This window comes from Brevibacillus borstelensis, assembly GCF_036700025.1.
Classification (GTDB): Bacteria; Bacillota; Bacilli; order Brevibacillales; family Brevibacillaceae; genus Brevibacillus; species Brevibacillus borstelensis.
Window position 1 is genome coordinate 4107756 of the sequence record NZ_CP144922.1, and the last position, 16566, is coordinate 4124321.

Here is a 16566-nt window from a genome sequence, read left to right on the forward strand (position 1 = left end):
TCATCGGCTTGGGAAGCAAGACTGCGTTGATGATCCAGCTTTAATACTTTTTTGAATTATCGGCTTACGAAAGGATGGTTCTATGTTAATCTTTATCGCTTTCATCGGGGCGATCTTCATCTTGATGTTTCTCAATACAATTGCATACATTGTTCATAAACCCAAAAAATATATACCCCCAGCTATCATTACAGCCATTCTGGGGGCGCTTTTGATTTCCTTCATTCTTTTAGCATTAAAATAGTTAGCATCTGTTGCCATTCATAAAAAAAGTTGCGTTTATTTCTGCAAAGGGGCGACCGCCAATAATCTGAACTTCGTTTTCATATCGTTCGGCAGTGTCCGTGACAGCAAGCAGTCTTCCCCAAATTGCTGCGTCTTTCATTTACTTCACAATTCCAAGAATGAAGCCATCATAGCCTTTACTGCCGACTGTTTGCACTGCCGTCGAATCTATTCGGGTATCTTCGGACAGCAAATCGACGAATTGACGGATACCTTGGACGCTTGCGTCTTCGGGATCGATGACACGCCCCTTGCGAACGACGTTGTCTGCAATAATAACGGTTCCTGATCTTGAATAATTCAACGCCCATTTCAAATAATGGGGGTAGTTTGGTTTATCAGCGTCGATAAAAATAAAATCGAAAGCGGTGAACCCTTTTTCTTTTAGAGTTGGCAGGGTATCAAGGGCTGGGCCGACAATGACTTCCACTTTGTTTTCCAACCCTGCTTTTCTTATATTTTCTTCGGCAACCTTGGCATGATGCTCATCAAGCTCAAGTGTGACCAGACGCCCTCCCTCCGGCAATGCACGTCCAAGCCATATACTGCTGTATCCTCCGAGTGTGCCCAGTTCTAATATATTGTTTGCCCCTGCGAGCTTTGCGAGCAAATAAAGCAATTTGCCTTGATTGGGAGCAACATCTATAGCAGGCAGACCCGCTTCCGTATTTGCTTTTAGGATGGAATCCAGTACGGGATCGGACGTGTGAAGTTTCGTTTTAAAATAAAGATCAATGTCATTCCATTGTTCAGGTGTACTCATCTTTTTCCTCCTTGGATATGTTTCGGCAAGCTTCTTGTTTTCTCAAGTCTTGTTGGAAAAATATGGATATGTAGGAAGGACGAGGACATCCGATAGCTCCCTGTCAGCCTTTGTCCTTGGTATCGTCATCAGGCGGAGCATCCGATACTTTATTGGGCTCCTCATCCGAAGCCGCGAGCTCATATAGGCTATGGTGAAGATTGATCATGATTTCCTTAAACTGGGATGCCTGTTTCGAGTCAGGGGTTTCCCGTGCCATCCTGGCTGCTTTGACCATCAGGGTAAATACATCTGGCCAATCTTCGATGAGCTTCTTTACATCGCGCTTCTCAATTGCCCGGTGGCTGCCTTGCCAATTCCAACGATCCTTTTCCTGTACCGCCCGGGTTCTTCTCTCCTGAAGATACTCGCCGCCCTTATCCGTAATATGATACAGCTTTTTGCCATCTTCCTCGCTCGATACGACAAGCTCCATTTCTTCAAGCAGCTGCAAATTAGGGTAAATGGAACCCGGACTCGGGGAGTATAAACCACCGGTTTTCTCTTCCATCGCCTTAATTAGCTGATATCCGTGCATGGGAGCTTCTGATAGAAGTTCGAGTAAAGCGAATTTGAACTCACCTCGTTCAAAAAAACGCCGCTTACCTTCACCGCTCCCCCCAAAACCACCTCCGGATCCACCATGACGATGTCTCAGGTATGGTTCCGACCGCCCCCCTTCCATGTGTGAACCTCCAAATCCTTTCCATTCATGATTATGTCCCCATCGATTTCGTTGATTACAAAATTTCAACATCGGCACTCCTTATTTGTTTCAATACGATATATCGCGTGACAAGTCGAGTTTAATACGATATATCGTATTGTGTCAACGAGAAATTCGCTAGATGAACCTTTTATTCCCGCTGCCTTTATCCCTCCGTCTATTTTCGATTCATGAAAACTCTCGTCCAATCAAAAGGGGGATTTTGGTAGTACACTACTTTAGATCGTTATAAGGAGGGAAGTTCACTTGAAAAAGAAAAAGTCGAAAAGCAAGGCAATCAAGAAAGCAAATGTTCGCTTGGTGCATTATCCCACTCAAATAACCGGTTGTTTTCGGTGTTGCGGGCGCGGTTGGTGCAGTTGGTGCTGCCCAGAGCAAATTATGTGACCGCATCAGGAAATAACATTTGATTGCCAACAGGCACTCCCTATTCATTCGGGAGTGCCTGTTTTATGAGCTATTTACTATCTTTGGTTTCAAAGAAACGTGCTTCGCTGCAAAAAAAATACGTTGTGTCGATCCGCTGCTCATTCACAAATGAGTGAGACAATCCCCCTATTTGTCATACCCATTACTAGAAAAATAGGTAATTCCACTCAACTTCTCCCCAAGCATCAACTGCTCCTCGGAATAATCTGTACAAAACAGAAGGAGTGGTGGGGTCAAATGAGTAAATTTTCTTTTACCGGGTCGTTTAGCTATCGGAGTGCTGGTAAAAAGTTTTTACTTTTTGTTCCAAAAGGGGTAGGCGGAACATTCGCAATCTCCAACAACAGCCGGAGATCTTTTGTTCTCATTTTGGATGGCATCAAAGAGTTTTCCGTAAAGCCATATAGCATAGCCAGAATTGGTATTGCATCCCCAGGGTTCCCGACAAGAATTTCCATACAAACTCGCGGAGCAGCCAGAGGATCATTTATCTATCAACAAAACCAACAAAAATAACGAAGCGAATGCAGGATCTGCTGAATAAGCAGATTTTTCTTTTTGCCTCTTGTCATGAGTCGTTTTTCGCCCGTCGGTCAAGAGCCAATTATAAGACGTGCGTGAGAACAGTCCACCCCCCTGCTTGCATCCGAGCATAGTTTACAGAAGTTCAAAATTAGGGAGGAATGGAACAATGCCTCAGACCCAACTTCGTCTGCCAAGACTAACACTTTTTGATGATGAAAACTATCGTGGAAGGAGCAGAGTTTTCCGCGGCAACGTAGCAATCCGCAATGTGGAAAGAATCTTTGATGAACCGGAAAGTTTACGATTTCGTTCAAATGGCAGAGGTGCAACTTTAGTTTTATTCTCAAGAAATAATTTTAAAGGTGCTTTTCGAATCATTCGCGTCAGCAGAAGTATAGCTGATGTCGAAAGAATCATCGGATTCGATTTCGAAGCCAACTCCATCATCATGACAAGCAGACGATTGACACTGCAACAAGTATTAAATATTCGGAGAACCGGAAAACTCCCGAGTGGAATTTTTTAATAGTGGATCATGTAAAACGGTCTATTTAGCATAAGGCGATCTATTAATACCGCTCTGTTATGTGTGAATGCTAATCTAATAATTGACCACCTAGTGGTACATCGCTCATAAAAAAGTTGACCACCTGAGCACCTCTTTCCTGTATCTTGTAGTTGTCTAGACAACAAGATATAGGAGGAAAGGAAATGCTTCAGATGGCTAATTATGAGTTTATCAGGAAACAACACTTTCTGCTAGGGAAGTCGATTCGTCAAATTTCTCGCGAAACTGGCTACTCGCGTCAAGTGATACGAAAAGCCTTGACATCAACGGAAATCCCTGTATACCAGCTTTCAAAACCGAAGCCGAAGCCAGTCATTGATTTTGTCAAGCCCATCATCTTGGAATGGCTGCGTCAAGATGAACAGGCTCCCCCGAAGCAGCGTCATACTGCCAAACGTATTTACCAGAGACTCGTTGACGAACATGGATTCACCGGCGGTGAATCTACTGTACGACGCTACGTCAGAGAGTTGCGGGTTTCTCCTCCTAAAGCATTTGTCCCTCTTGATTTCCCGCCAGGGCGATTTGCCCAATTTGACTGGGGTGAGGTTACGGTTCATTTACAAGGGAAACAAGTGAAGGTTCAAGTCTTTTGTATGCGTTGCACATACAGCAGAAAGATTTTCATCAAGACATTTGCTCATCAGAAGCAAGAGGCTCTTCTCCAAGGTCATGTAGATGCTTTTGAATTTTTCGGTGCTGTTCCCCAAGTCATCACATACGACAACCTGACAACAGCCGTTAAGAAGGTATTGGAAGGCAAAAATCGCGAGGAACAAGAGCGATTTATTCAGCTACGTGCCCACTACCTGTTTGAAAGCTATTTCTGTGATCCGGGAAAAGGGCATCAAAAAGGCCAAGTGGAAAACCTCGTACAGTTTGCCCAGAGGCAATTTTTTGCACCTGTTCCTAGTGTTTCTTCTCTGGAGGAGCTAAATCAAATCCTCCTCGAAAAATGTATCTCTTACGAGAATACAACCGTTCCCCGGTCTTCCCTAACGGTTGGAGAAGCATTTGTTCAAGAGTTGCCCATCATGCTTCCATTGCCTCCACGGCCATTGGATTGTTTCCGTGTTGTACCCGTGAAAAGCAATACGCTATCCATGATCCACATTGAAAAAAATGCCTATTCCGTCCCGGTTTCCTATGCATCGACCCAACTTATTTGCCGAGTATTTGCTGAAAAAATTGAGGTGTATCACGGAAAAAGCCTGATTGCGACGCATGAGCGGTGCTTGGAAAAAGGAAAGGAGATTTTGCAATACGATCATTATCTGGATTTACTTCTTATTCGCCCAGGAGCAGTTCTTTATGCTAGACCATTGCATCAGGCAGGATTACCCGCCATTTACCAAAAGTTCTTGGACAAGTGCCGTAACCGACCAGGAGGGATGAAGGAGTTCGTTCGACTCTTGCTTTTGCACCGTGAATTCGATACTTCTCTCGTCGAAGAAGCACTGGGGGAGGCCTGCCAAAAAGGGATGTTCCAGTATGATGCCGTAAGGCAATTATTGTTTCAGCGAACATTGCCGGAACACCGTTTGCCCCAACTCTCGTTGGCGGAGGATAGCTCTGTTCCACGTATTCAGGTAAAGGCCCCAGATCTTAGCCAGTACAATCGTTTGTTACAGAAAAGGAGTGTGGTTCATTGAGTACGAGTTTCCTGCTTGAAACCTACGCGAAACGCCTTCGCTTACCTGCGATTAAACGTGTCTATAAGGAAATCGCCCATGATGCTGCTGAACGGCAAATTCCCTACGAGGAGTTCCTCTTAGCCCTACTAGAGCAAGAAGTTCAGCAAAGGGATGCTAACCAAATCGCGAGTCGCATCAAGCACGCCAAATTCCCTTCTATGAAAACGCTCGATCAATTTGAATTCTCGGCGATTCCGTCCCTCAATAAGCCCAAATTGCTTCAACTGGCTCGTTGTGAGTACATCGAAAAGGCAGAGAACATCATGTTTATCGGAAACTCTGGCACTGGCAAAACTCATCTCTCCATTGCACTCGGGAAGGAAGCTTGCCATCATGGCTATTCCGTTCAGTTTTGGACTGCCGCTAAAATATGTAACGAGCTTATGGAAGCTCAGTCCCAAAAGCGAATCCTCCAGCTAGAGAGGCAATGGTTGAAAACAGATTTGATTATTTTGGATGAAGTCGGGTTTGTCCCTCTGAGTCGGACCGGGGCGGAGTTATTATTCCAATTTTGTGCGGCCCGCTATGAGAAAGGAAGCATGATCATTACCAGTAATCTGGAATTTACGGAATGGACACAGATTTTCAAAGATGAGCAAATGACGTCAGCCCTGGTTGATCGGCTTACCCATCGTGCCCATATCTTTGCAATGAATGGAGACAGCTATCGCTTTAAGCAGAGCATTCAAAGATCGTGATCATGAAAAAGTTACCCACCCGACGGGTGGATTGATTTTTGCCATGGTGGTCAATTTTTTGATGAGCACGGTGGTCAACATTTTGATTGACATTCACAGTTATGAGTGAAGTGACCTATAAGATGGTCACTTTTTTTAAAGTTTCCATCAAGAGGGGCGCAGTCCAGTCTGCTGATGAAGCAGACTTTTCTATTGCCTATTTTTGGTTAAGTTGGTTCTCTTTGGCCCTATAAGTCTAACTACTTACGTTGCAAATTAACGTAGCATAAGTTAAGCCATGATGTGGAGGTGTCTGCATGCTATGCCGACGATCAAAAGGGGCTGAAAAAAGAAACAGGAAAAAAATAAAGTGCTTACGTCCTCGCAAGAAGAAGTGTCCGAAGAAAAAACAAAAAATTGTTTGGGTTAAATGTCCGCGTCCCAAGGGTCTGTCCAGTATTTTGTGTAAACCCTTTTGGAATAAAAAACTAGCGTAAGTATTGGCCGATCCGATCCGGGAAGAAAACGGAGAGCTGGAGGAGCATTTGCCCCCAGTTCTGCACTCGTCCAGTCCACTTCCTGGTGACGTCCATGGTAGCCAAATAGAGCATTTTGAGCAGGGCTTCATCGGTGGGGAAAATGCTCTTGCCCTTCGTCACCTTTCGGAGTTGCCGATGGTAACTCTCAATCATATTGGTCGTATAGATCAATTTACGAATCTCTGGTGGATACTTGAAAAAAGTAGCTAGCTCGTCCCAGTTGGTACGCCAAGAGCGAACGATGAGGGGATATTTGTTACCCCATGTTTCCTCAAAACGATCCAATTCCAGTAAGGCAGCCTCTTCTGTTGCCGCTTTGTAGATTGGCTTTAAATCCGCCGTCACTTTCTTAAGATCCTTGTAAGAAACATAACGGGTCGAGTTGCGGATTTGATGAATGATGCACTTTTGGATCTCCGTATTCGGATAGCAGGCAGAGATGGCCTGAGAGAAGCCCGTTAGGTTATCCACGCAGGTGATGAGAATGTCCTGAACCCCACGGTTCCGTAAGTCGTTCAGTACGCTCAGCCAGAACTTTGAGGATTCATTCTCTCCAATCCACATGCCTAATACGTCCTTGTTGCCGTCCAAATCAATGCCAATGACCATATAAGCCGCTTTGTTCACAATAGCACCGTCTTGCTTGACTTTGTAGTGAATGGCGTCCATAAATACAACCGCATAGATGCTTTGTAGCGGTCGGTTCTGCCATTCTTTGATGAGTGGCACGATCTTATTCGTCACATTGGAGATCATGGTAGGAGAAACGTCAATTCCATACAGATGGTTCAGATGGTCCTGAATATCCCGTGTGCTGACACCTTTGGCATACATGGCGATAATTTGGTCCTCAATGCCGGTAACGGTAGACTGATGCTTTTTCACGATAACGGGCTCAAATTCGCCATTACGGTCACGTGGCACCGCGATCTCCACCTCGCCGTATTCGCTTGTCACCGTCTTCTTTGTCTTCCCGTTACGGCTGTTTGTTGTTTTCTTTCGCTTCACATCGTGCTTTTCATAGCCGAGTTCCGTGTCAAGCTCCGCCTCTAGCATCGACTGCAGCGTTTCTGCAAACAGTTCCTTCAGTGCCGACTGCACATCGTCCATCGTCTTGAGGTTGTTTTCCTTCACAAACGCCTTCACTTGTTCCTTACTAAATCTCGCCATAGGTGTCATCCTCTCAAACCAACCTTTCTCTTATTGTAATAGGTTTTGAGAGTTTACACAGAATATTTTACAGTCCCCGTCCCAAAATTATTGTACGCGCTCCTGCTGGGCCTCCTGGGCCCCAAGGAACACAAGGACCCCAGGGATTCCGTGGACTTCCAGGACCTCAGGGACCTCAAGGACTTCAAGGACTTCCAGGACTTCCAGGACCTCAAGGACCTCAAGGACCTCAGGGACCTCAAGGACCTCAAGGACCTGGTGGATATGAAGGCACCATAACAATCCTTCCAGAAGTATACCGATATTTTTATATTGCACCCGAAGATATTCAATTGACCCGCACAGTTACAATTGCCGCAACCCATTTCACGGACAATCAGAGAAATTTGGCAACAAGTTTTAGAGGACTAAGTCCCAGCAGCTACATCAGCCTCTTCGTAAACGGGATTTTGCAAGAGTCCAGTTTGAGTGAGATCAGTGAAAATGAACTGACACTCCTTGGAACAGGAGACACTATTTATTCAGGAACTCCTATTATTCTTGAGATCGTTAAATTCTCTGCTATAATCACCCCTGAAAATGAGGAATTCAACGGAGTCGATTAGCACTTACAAACTTCCAAAATCTTGCATTTGCTAAAAGCGAAGGAGGTGATACCAGATGCCAATCGTAAAACCCTTTATTGCAGGCAGAAGGTTCTCAGGCACAGCAGGTGCGGGTACAGGAACGGGGGCTACGTTTTCCATTGCAGCAACCACTTTCACAGATGATACAGGTGCGGCGGCCACAGCATTCCCAGCTTCTTATTCCTACTACAATCTGTACATTAATGCCGTGATTCAAACTGCTGATACTTCCACTGCTACTACCACAGCGATAACGATCCCCGGCGGAGACGTATTGGATCCCGCAACACCGATTATTATTGAGTTTGTCGTTACGTAAGCCTTTTGCCAACAACATCGACATTCCATTTTTTTCATGAATGTCGGCATTGTTGTTTTTTTATCCTCAAAGAGCCGAAATGTATTGTTAACGCTCCTTATTCCTCCCCATAGTTTGCAACCATAACCACATTCATTTGAAATCAGACGTAAAAAATGACCGCTAAAGCTTACCTAAGGGTGGTTAATCGATTGTTCAACAGTGTATGTTGAAGCTCCATCAGTCAGGTAACTGCAGAACTAGTTGCCGAGAGCTCCATTGACTTCAGCCCATGAATGCAAAATTGTACGGTAATACCTTGCTTCCCATTTCTTGAGACGGAAACCGATCAGCATAAATAAAAAGAAAAAGGTTCATAAAGTACCCTTAAACTCCTTTACGGAGCATCTATACAGCTTAGAAATAATAAATTTCTTGGCAAACACGTTGTGCATAACAACCTTGTGGTTCAGCCGCAAAGGCAGCACCTGAGACAGACATAACCATCATGATTGCAAAAGAAATAGCCAATCATTATTTCATAGGTATCACCTCCTTAATAGTAGATTATGAAAAACAAGTTTACATACTTGCCATTTGTTTTAAAATTTTTGGTGTACGGGTGGCGAGCGTAACCAGATATGCTTCAGCCTTACTCATGCCTCGCTTCGCAGCGCCGAGAAGGAAGAACTCATTAGAACAAGCGCAATCGTACCAGAGACGGTAAAGTTGGGGCCGGATTTTCCAAAAAAGACCTTGATGTTTGAATGAATTTTGGCACCCCCCGTAACTTCTCTACCCAAAATTGATTCACCGGTCGTAGAGTGGCTAAACTCGGACGATGCAAAGCCTGTTCTCCTGAATTTGGGCAAAAAAAAATCCTCCCTTCCATCGCAAGGGAAGAAAAGGGAGGCTGGGTGGGCTGGGTTCAAATCTCTAACTCACCAAGTCGAACGAGTTCGACTACTGCTTGAGATCGACCTTTGACACCTAATTTTTGCATGACATTGCTGATGTGATTGCGTACGGTTTTTTCACTGATGAAGAGTTGTCCGGCAATCTCTTTTGTTGTCTTATCCTGGACCAAGAGTTCAAATACTTCTCTTTCTCGATTTGTCAACAACGGCTTGGTTTGGTCGCTCCCCTTCAATCGTGCCACCCCTCCTTGTGGGCTCTACAGGAACAAGGTTGAGGGATTACAGAGTCACCTTATCCTATGTAGGGGGGTGGGTGGTGGTGCCGGAATTACGGGGATTTTAGGCTTTTGCCTTACATCCTATTCAAAAAATGGGCGATGGGTTCCGCCGGGAAAGCCCCCTTTCCCAACTAAATAAACGGTGTCCGTTGATACGTTTCCTGAAACCGGTCGCGAAGCCCCTTTGCCAGGAGCGAAAAGGAACCGATGGCAATGATAAAAGCAGCCAGCGGGATCATAAAAATCCAGGCGTTGTTCCCGTAGACAAACCCTCTGTACGAGCCGAGCAGACCAGCCCACTCGTTCGTAACGGAGTGATAAATGACCGGATCGTAGGTGACATAGGTGCCGCCCACAAACAGATCAAACATACCGAGCAGCCCCATCAAGGCCATGATGGAAATCATCTCGGTGACGGCGATCAGGACAAGCTGTTCTTTTAGCTGCGGGAGGACATGACGAAAAATGATCTGCTCGCGTCCGGCCCCGAGAGAGACGGCAGCCAGCACATACTGCGTTTCCTTGATCTGTTCGGTCTTTTGCCGGATCGAAGACGCGACGCTGGGGGCGCCAAGCAGTGCGACGAGGCCGATAAACAACAGCACCAGGGTGCCGATGGCCAGCTCCGAGTTCCGATTCAGCCCAACGAGTAAAAAGTACACCGGCAAAAAGAGAGGCATGTATCCCCAGGCGTTTTCGATCGAGAGCCACCACTTTTGCGGCTTGTCCTGAATGCCGATATAAAGGCCGATGATCGTACCGATCAAGAGGCGTGCGACAGCGGCGAGCATCGTGACGAACACGGTGTACGGCGCTCCGTGAAGCAGCTTTGTCAACAGATCATAGCCCCATTTGTCGGTGCCAAGCCAGTGCTCGCTTGAGGGGGAGAGCGGCGGGGAGATGATGACGGTCTTTCCATTCACTTCGACATTTCTCACTTTTTCTTGATGTTCCAGATCGTAGGGAGCGATATAGGGGCCAATGATCCCGAGAACGATCAGGAGCATCACAAGCACCGCTCCGACCCACAGGGATACATTCACTCGACGCTTCTGCATGGCAAAACCTCACTCTTTTTTACACTCTGCTTATTTGTAGACAGCAATCCGTTCAAACAGATACAAAATAGCCCGAATCAACAGGTACACCAATATGGAAAGCAATATAATGCCCATCAGACCCATTACGGCCGCGTTAAACTGATAAATGCCATTTTTGGAAAAAATGAACCGGGTCAAGCCCACTACATTTAGAAGATATTCCACGATGAACAAGTTGGCCACCGTAATCGCGATGGTCTTCTTCAGATCCGCCAGCAGAAACGGCTTCACATTTTTATACACATGGTGAACGAGAATATGCCAAATGCCCATCCCCTTTGCCAAAGCGGTCTTGATGTAGTCCTCACCGCCGATTTGCCCGTATTTGAGACTGATTACCTTCATCAGGAAAATGGTCGGACCGATCGCCAGCATCGTGAGTGGGAACCACATGTTGCTGGAGTCACTTGTCGGGGAAAGTGTAATAATCCGAATATTCGTCCACTTGTAAAACTGAATCGCCGCCAAAATGGATAAAAATATCAGTACAAAGTCAGGAATCGTGGAGAGCAGATTCAATAGTTTTTGAAAGTAGCGAACAAATGCAAACCGCTGCAGGAACAGCCCGAATAACAAACTTGCCAAAACAGCGATCAATACACTGTAAAACATCAGTTCAAAGGAGTTGATCGCAAAAGGAACGATATCCTCCGCAATGCTCCGTTCATCATTTCCCGAGTAATAAGTACCCAGTGATCCTTCCCCTATCTGCTGAAGCAAATAGACGGTGTATGTGACGACTCTTTCCGGCGCAAAATGCACTTCCTCTTTCTCAACATAAAGCATGTACGGGCCGCCGCAGACAATCACAACGAGGAAAAACATCCCGATTAGCTGCCTAATATATGACAAACATTCATTCCCCCTTACTATCTCAAACAATACACGATCTGGAAAAAAACGGCCAGACAATCAAAAATATTTTATCTTTTTTTATTATTCCAACTCTTGCACAGATTCGTCAACCCTTCGCGAACCGAAAAAAAGGCGTTCTGCCAATGCAGAGCGCCCACCTTCCTACTTTCCTACCAGGACTTGGATTTCCATACGGCCCATGTCGCTTAAGTCAAGCGGGACTGTATATGCGGTCCGAGAACCCCATCTATTCTCCTGTGCCTGAATAAACTGCGGCGGAGTAATATCAATCACTACGCCTTGATTGTAAAGCATTGTGCTGGCGTTGCCGGAGATCATATTCCCGAGTTCCGATATAGCGCTTTTCCCGATTTCATCAAGTTCATTAACGGGGAAGCCCCCCATCATCGCTGATACAAGACGCAAGGCGAGGTCGTTTTGCAAGCCGAAAAACACGTCGCCTTCCAATTGACCGGTCATTCCAATGCGGATCCAGGTATGATCGTCCCGATAGTACCACTCTGTCATCTCCAATTCTCCCCGTTTGATCGTCACGTTGCAAAGCTGTTCAATCACAAAGGAAGCCGAATCCAGAAACGGATTGAGGTACTGGACGTTCATCTTCATTTCCTTCCTTCCCGTACGAATTTCTCCTCATGAGGCCCATTATAATGTCGAAAAATGGCAGAGACAAGTCGTTATCCAAAATATTTAAGGACTTTCGGTGTATAAAACAGGTACATCCGGAAAGAGAACCTGTACATTAGCACTAGTTTCTCTTGTGAAAATGAGACTGCATTTGCGCAAGTCAAGCACCTCGACTCCCACTTCATGACAGCTCAACTGCCACAAAGGGCTGCTTACTTCCTTAAAAGCAAAGACCGTATCTCCAAAAGCCAGACATTCTCTAATGCAGCGCTCTGCCGGAAAATCCGGCCCCTCCTCCAGCAAATGAACGGGCTCCACGCCAAACTGCTGCAACAGATGAACCCTGTCAGCGAGCTGCTCAGGGCGCTTTCGCGACACGTTTCTTCGCGGTGAAAGCAGCGGATATTCCTTTTTTACATATACCCAATCAATTCCATGATAAAACACGTCCACTCCTCCCTGCACAAAACATTTCAGACCCCGAAACAGAGAAAAGGATGCCGGCTGGCACCCTTATCTCTTTTTCCCTACGATGACCATCTCTGCTTTTGTTTCGCGCCCGAGGGCATCGACTGCCACTACGGACAGCTTCTGCTTGCCTTCCTTGACGCTGTTTACAAGCGCACGGAATTCTCCTCTGTCATTCACATCGACGAACACATGTTGGTCTGCATAATCCAGATGCATCCGTACGGTCCCCGGAGCATTCACTCTCCCGGAAATCTGCATGCTTTCTCCCGCATATACCTCTTTGTTCTTCTCTTCTATATGCAGTGCCGGCGCCGGCAAAGGCTTCGCCTGATACGTGTAGCGCTGCTCGGCGTGATGCATCACGAGCGAACCGGCCTGGGCATCCACATAAGCGTATACCGTCATAGAGGACTCATTGCCCGCGGCGTCTTTCCCCTCAAGCAAAATACGGTTTTCGCCGTGCTGAAGGGGGAGCGTCTGGGTGAAGTTTTTCTGCACGGCTTTCTCCAGGTGATCTTCCTCCCAACTGGAGACGATCTGTCCGTTGATGCTTACCTGGCCTTTGTATGTCTGATCGCGATACGCAAACTTTACGGGTACCAGCATTCGTTTGGTCCCTGCATCAAACCAGATTGTCTCGCTGCCGTCGTTGATCAGCTGAAGCTGCGGAGGTGTCGTGTCTACGATGATCCGCTGCGTAAAATGTCTGCTGTTCCCATGCATGTCCTGGGCATGATAGGGAACGTAATTGAGCCCTTCCGGCAGCTTCAGGATGGTTTTAAATGAACCGTCCGTCTCGACCTGGACCGGATTTTTATTGATTTGCAGACGCACTCTGTCCAGCATGTCTTCACCCGCAATCCTGCCGTTGACCGCTACCTCAGGCTGACGGGTGACCAGCACCGAGGTGTACAGGTCATTGGGAAACTGGACAAACGGAGGGGTGACATCGCTCTTTCCATTGATGTTGACAACACTCATATTTCCCGCATAGTCATACGCCACCAGGGAAATCCGTTTGTCCGGCTGACTGACAATGGTGCTGGTTATGCTCGCAGAATAGGGTCCGCCCACTTTTTTCCCGCCTACATACAACAGGTAGCCTTGAATGTCCTTGTCGCGGGAGCTCCAATGTACTTTGTTCCCGGACAGGGAAGCAGTGATGACCGGGGCTTTTGTGTCTACTTTAATCGGAAGAGTCAGCGTGTGCCAATTGGCATGACGGCTGTCGATGCGGGCCCGGACGACGAATCGGTAGGCTCCATCCGGGACGGTTTCATAAACGCCCTTCTCGGGATTGTACTTTTTCCCGTCCCAGCTCCATTCTTCCCGCTCCGTATAGTAATAAGGGGTCCCCAGCTTTGATTGATCAAATTTGCTGATTTTCTCATCGCGTGACAGCGACCGGATGATTGTTCCTCCGCTGTCCACCACATCCACCGTCACTTGGCGGGCATTGCGCAAAAATGTAATCGAAGGAGCTGCAACATCATAGTGTCCGTCTCCATTTGGCGAAAATGCAATCTTGGCCGGATCGACCTGTACATGTCCGTCCTCGCTCACGCCAGTGACACCAAGGTAATCGCGGTATTTCCACTTGTCATTTTCCTTGTCGTGATACCAGGTCGTCTTGACGCCTGTACGGTGCTCCTGGCTCCCCGGGTCCCACATCGGCTGATCCATTACGCGCGGTTCATCCCATTTTCCGTAAAACCCGTAATAAGGCACCCGCAGCACAGGAATTTCGGAGTCGGTCGGCTGAAAAACAACATATCCCTCGGCAAAAATATTGCGGGGAGCGTTTTTCGGAATGTGCAGCGTTACCTTTACTTCTGCCCGCTGTCCGGGCTGAACGGTGACCTGCTGAGCGGAAAATCGCAATGCGGCCCCCTGCAGTGCTGTATCGGTAAGCATGTTAATCCCGTCCTGCCGCTTGTCCGTCAAGACCCCGAACTCATCCTTGACCTGATACGTGACCGGCTTTTTTCCGAACTTGTTCTCGACAAACAGGGAAAACGTCGTCGTTTCTCCAACCTCGCCCAGCGATACGCCAGCTTTCCCCTTGGCATCAGTGATAATGCTCGGGGTTTTAATCGCTTTGGCGATCTGCATCACGCCCGCACCTTGCACGCGCGGACTGTACGGCACTTTACCCGTCGTCCCGCCGCTTGCCGTGCTTGCAGCACTGCGCGGGTCGAGTACCGGCTGCGCCGTATTCATTGCCGCGGCCTTCATCGTTTCAACCAGTTGTCGTCCGGACAACTGGTAGCCCTGTTTTTGGTAGGCCTGCTTCAGAAGAGCCATCCCGCCTGCCACATGAGGGGTAGCCATGGAGGTTCCGCTCTTGACGGCATAATCGGTTTCGCGGACGAGCGACAAAATGCCTCCGCCTGGGGCGGCAATCTCCGGCTTGAATTGCAAATCCGGCGTCGGTCCCCAGGAGGTGAAGGCGGAAACCGTTCCCCCATCCGGATACGGCATCGAATTTTGCGCGAACTGACCGTCAAAGTTGATTTTTACTTTTTTTCCCTTTTTCAACGCCTGCGTCAGCATTTCCCCCGTTTGCTTCAAAATCGAGACAGCCGGCAAGGCAGTGGTGGTCTCGGCGGAAATGATGAGCGGCCCCGGCTGATTGTTGTAGATCACAGCCCCTGCCGCTCCTTTCTCCTTGGCCAAACGCAGCTTCTCGTCAAAGGAAATGTCGCCTCTCTCCAGAAGGACCACTTTCCCTTTTACCGAGACGTTGTAATCCTCTTTTTTCCCTTTGCCCATGTACATCAGTTCGTACTGCTTCATCAGGGCTTGCACGGGATTCAACGCTTGTCCGCTGGCTGCGTGCCCATGGAGATACACGACCCTTTCGAGGCCCGGCACTCCCTCGACGGCGAAGCTGAGACCGGCAAGCGTGGTCGCATTTACAGACGCAACAGAGAAGGCGTCAGGAGCGAGACCCGGAGAGCCGATCATCGAGACATCCGGATTCTGCGCCTTTACCTTGTCACTGCCAAAGTAGGCGTCATTTCCTGCCGCGGCGACGACGATGACTCCGTTGTCGACAGCCCGTTTGACAGCATACTGCTCGGTATTGGTTTCATCTACATATCCTGCTGACGAGCCCAGACTGAGATTGATCACATCCGCTTTTTTGGCGATGGAATCATTGATCGCAAACAAAATAGACTCGCTCAGCCCGGGGACCTCCCCCTGGTAATTGCTGAAAACCTTTTGGCTCAAAAGCTGTGCTTCAGGAGCAACGCCTTTTATTTTTCCGTTGGCAGCCACAATGCCAGCCACATGAATGCCGTGTTGGGACTCGCCTACATCCTCTGTAATTTGATTGCGGTCTGCCCAGTTGTACCCGGGTATTACTTTTTTCGCTACTCCTGATTTTTGCTGTGCGGAACGCTTGTCCCGCGGGGCAGGCAAATCGGGATGCTTTCCGTTAATTCCTGTATCGATCACGGAGATGAGCATGCCTTCTCCCTTGACCCCGATCTCCTCCCAAGCCTTCTTCGCTTCGATCATATCCAGGTTGGAAGTGGGGGGATCCGCTACCTGCTCCCCCATCAGCACATGTTCGGCACGCGTCCATTCATCTGCAGATGCAGACTGGACTGTACCAGCATGAATAGCGCTTTGCATAGCTGGACTTGTCTGTCCGTCGTCAGGACGCAAATCGGACCAGACCTGCTGCTTGGTAATGGCGGCTACGGCTTCAGGAAAGTCGCCCTTTGCGCTCCAGGTGCCCGCCGTCGTTGACGGAAGCAAAACCAACGATAACCCGATGTAAAAGACCTGTTTCTTCATCGTTTGCCCCCTTCCTAAAAAACACCGAATACCATAAGTCTTCCATGGAAAGCAGACACCTATTCTCAAAAGGGAGATTTCACCTGTCTCGAGAATGCGGGATCTGCGGGCATACTACTGGGAAGAAAAAGACCGTGGCATCCGCAGTAC

The 16566-nt window shown here is 47.7% G+C and carries 16 protein-coding genes; 7 read left to right on the plus strand and 9 right to left on the minus strand.

What is annotated here, in order from left to right:
- Positions 1 to 385 precede the first annotated feature (385 nt).
- Both V5G20_RS19790 and V5G20_RS19795 read right to left on the minus strand, forming a co-directional pair.
- A complete protein-coding gene (locus tag V5G20_RS19790; RefSeq protein ID WP_003387729.1) occupies positions 386 to 1048 on the minus strand; it encodes an O-methyltransferase in 663 nt (220 codons plus the stop codon).
- Positions 1049 to 1151: 103 nt separating this feature from the next.
- The gene (locus V5G20_RS19795) at positions 1152 to 1772 is read right to left on the minus strand and encodes a PadR family transcriptional regulator (RefSeq protein WP_122958133.1); all 621 of its coding nucleotides are present in this window, start codon (positions 1770 to 1772) and stop codon (positions 1152 to 1154) included.
- 708 nt (positions 1773 to 2480) lie between these two features.
- On the opposite strand from V5G20_RS19795, the gene V5G20_RS19800 reads away from it, so the two are divergent.
- From V5G20_RS19800 to istB, 4 genes are all read left to right on the plus strand, one after another.
- The gene (locus tag V5G20_RS19800) at positions 2481 to 2759 is read left to right on the plus strand and encodes a hypothetical protein (RefSeq protein ID WP_003387731.1); all 279 of its coding nucleotides are present in this window, start codon (positions 2481 to 2483) and stop codon (positions 2757 to 2759) included.
- 175 nt (positions 2760 to 2934) lie between these two features.
- Entirely contained in the window at positions 2935 to 3294 is a 360-nt protein-coding gene (locus tag V5G20_RS19805) for a hypothetical protein (protein WP_003387732.1), read from the plus strand.
- Positions 3295 to 3479: 185 nt separating this feature from the next.
- A complete protein-coding gene (istA, locus tag V5G20_RS19810) occupies positions 3480 to 4988 on the plus strand; it encodes an IS21 family transposase (RefSeq protein ID WP_251256056.1) in 1509 nt (502 codons plus the stop codon).
- Positions 4985 to 5728: an IS21-like element helper ATPase IstB gene (gene istB, locus V5G20_RS19815; RefSeq protein ID WP_025846873.1), complete on the plus strand. Its 744-nt coding sequence runs from the start codon at positions 4985 to 4987 to the stop codon at positions 5726 to 5728. The genes istA and istB overlap by 4 nt, the downstream gene beginning before the upstream one ends.
- Before the next feature lie 467 nt (positions 5729 to 6195).
- Here the strand turns inward: istB and V5G20_RS19820 are convergent, their stop codons facing one another.
- Positions 6196 to 7416 (minus strand): IS256 family transposase, encoded by a 1221-nt coding sequence (locus V5G20_RS19820; RefSeq protein ID WP_025845625.1) that lies wholly within the window; start codon positions 7414 to 7416, stop codon positions 6196 to 6198.
- Between the two features lie 45 nt (positions 7417 to 7461).
- Between V5G20_RS19820 and V5G20_RS19825 the strand changes: the two genes are divergently transcribed.
- The 3 genes from V5G20_RS19825 to V5G20_RS19830 all read left to right on the plus strand — a co-directional run bounded on the left by V5G20_RS19825 (position 7462) and on the right by V5G20_RS19830 (position 8361).
- The gene (locus tag V5G20_RS19825; RefSeq protein ID WP_338461899.1) at positions 7462 to 7695 is read left to right on the plus strand and encodes a hypothetical protein; all 234 of its coding nucleotides are present in this window, start codon (positions 7462 to 7464) and stop codon (positions 7693 to 7695) included.
- 107 nt (positions 7696 to 7802) lie between these two features.
- A complete protein-coding gene (locus V5G20_RS27160) occupies positions 7803 to 8021 on the plus strand; it encodes a DUF4183 domain-containing protein (protein ID WP_422388005.1) in 219 nt (72 codons plus the stop codon).
- Between the two features lie 55 nt (positions 8022 to 8076).
- Entirely contained in the window at positions 8077 to 8361 is a 285-nt protein-coding gene (locus V5G20_RS19830) for a DUF4183 domain-containing protein (protein ID WP_003387735.1), read from the plus strand.
- A gap of 907 nt (positions 8362 to 9268) precedes the next feature.
- Here the strand turns inward: V5G20_RS19830 and V5G20_RS19835 are convergent.
- The 6 genes from V5G20_RS19835 to V5G20_RS19860 all read right to left on the minus strand — a co-directional run bounded on the left by V5G20_RS19835 (position 9269) and on the right by V5G20_RS19860 (position 16416).
- Positions 9269 to 9490: a helix-turn-helix domain-containing protein gene (locus tag V5G20_RS19835; protein WP_003387736.1), complete on the minus strand. Its 222-nt coding sequence runs from the start codon at positions 9488 to 9490 to the stop codon at positions 9269 to 9271.
- Positions 9491 to 9666: 176 nt separating this feature from the next.
- Positions 9667 to 10593: an ABC transporter permease gene (locus V5G20_RS19840; RefSeq protein WP_003387737.1), complete on the minus strand. Its 927-nt coding sequence runs from the start codon at positions 10591 to 10593 to the stop codon at positions 9667 to 9669.
- A 30-nt stretch (positions 10594 to 10623) separates the two neighbouring features.
- A complete protein-coding gene (locus tag V5G20_RS19845) occupies positions 10624 to 11487 on the minus strand; it encodes an ABC transporter permease subunit (RefSeq protein ID WP_024984218.1) in 864 nt (287 codons plus the stop codon).
- 165 nt (positions 11488 to 11652) lie between these two features.
- On the minus strand, positions 11653 to 12111 hold the full coding sequence (locus V5G20_RS19850; RefSeq protein WP_003387739.1) for a chemotaxis protein CheX: 459 nt from the start codon (positions 12109 to 12111) through the stop codon (positions 11653 to 11655).
- A 90-nt stretch (positions 12112 to 12201) separates the two neighbouring features.
- A complete protein-coding gene (locus tag V5G20_RS19855) occupies positions 12202 to 12585 on the minus strand; it encodes a hypothetical protein (RefSeq protein WP_024984219.1) in 384 nt (127 codons plus the stop codon).
- A gap of 66 nt (positions 12586 to 12651) precedes the next feature.
- On the minus strand, positions 12652 to 16416 hold the full coding sequence (locus tag V5G20_RS19860) for a S8 family serine peptidase (RefSeq protein WP_338461903.1): 3765 nt from the start codon (positions 16414 to 16416) through the stop codon (positions 12652 to 12654).
- Positions 16417 to 16566: the final 150 nt, after the last annotated feature.

What these genes read in the sequence shown, in the direction of transcription:
- V5G20_RS19795 (WP_122958133.1), bottom strand. Translation starts at nt 1,772, where the DNA reads ATGGAAGGGGGGCGGTCGGAACCATACCTGAGACATCGTCATGGTGGA.
- V5G20_RS19820 (WP_025845625.1), bottom strand. Translation starts at nt 7,416, where the DNA reads ATGGCGAGATTTAGTAAGGAACAAGTGAAGGCGTTTGTGAAGGAAAAC.
- V5G20_RS19830 (WP_003387735.1), top strand. Translation starts at nt 8,077, where the DNA reads ATGCCAATCGTAAAACCCTTTATTGCAGGCAGAAGGTTCTCAGGCACA.
- V5G20_RS19840 (WP_003387737.1), bottom strand. Translation starts at nt 10,593, where the DNA reads ATGCAGAAGCGTCGAGTGAATGTATCCCTGTGGGTCGGAGCGGTGCTT.
- V5G20_RS19805 (WP_003387732.1), top strand. Translation starts at nt 2,935, where the DNA reads ATGCCTCAGACCCAACTTCGTCTGCCAAGACTAACACTTTTTGATGAT.
- V5G20_RS19850 (WP_003387739.1), bottom strand. Translation starts at nt 12,111, where the DNA reads ATGAACGTCCAGTACCTCAATCCGTTTCTGGATTCGGCTTCCTTTGTG.
- V5G20_RS19800 (WP_003387731.1), top strand. Translation starts at nt 2,481, where the DNA reads ATGAGTAAATTTTCTTTTACCGGGTCGTTTAGCTATCGGAGTGCTGGT.
- V5G20_RS19860 (WP_338461903.1), bottom strand. Translation starts at nt 16,416, where the DNA reads ATGAAGAAACAGGTCTTTTACATCGGGTTATCGTTGGTTTTGCTTCCG.
- V5G20_RS19790 (WP_003387729.1), bottom strand. Translation starts at nt 1,048, where the DNA reads ATGAGTACACCTGAACAATGGAATGACATTGATCTTTATTTTAAAACG.
- istA (WP_251256056.1), top strand. Translation starts at nt 3,480, where the DNA reads ATGCTTCAGATGGCTAATTATGAGTTTATCAGGAAACAACACTTTCTG.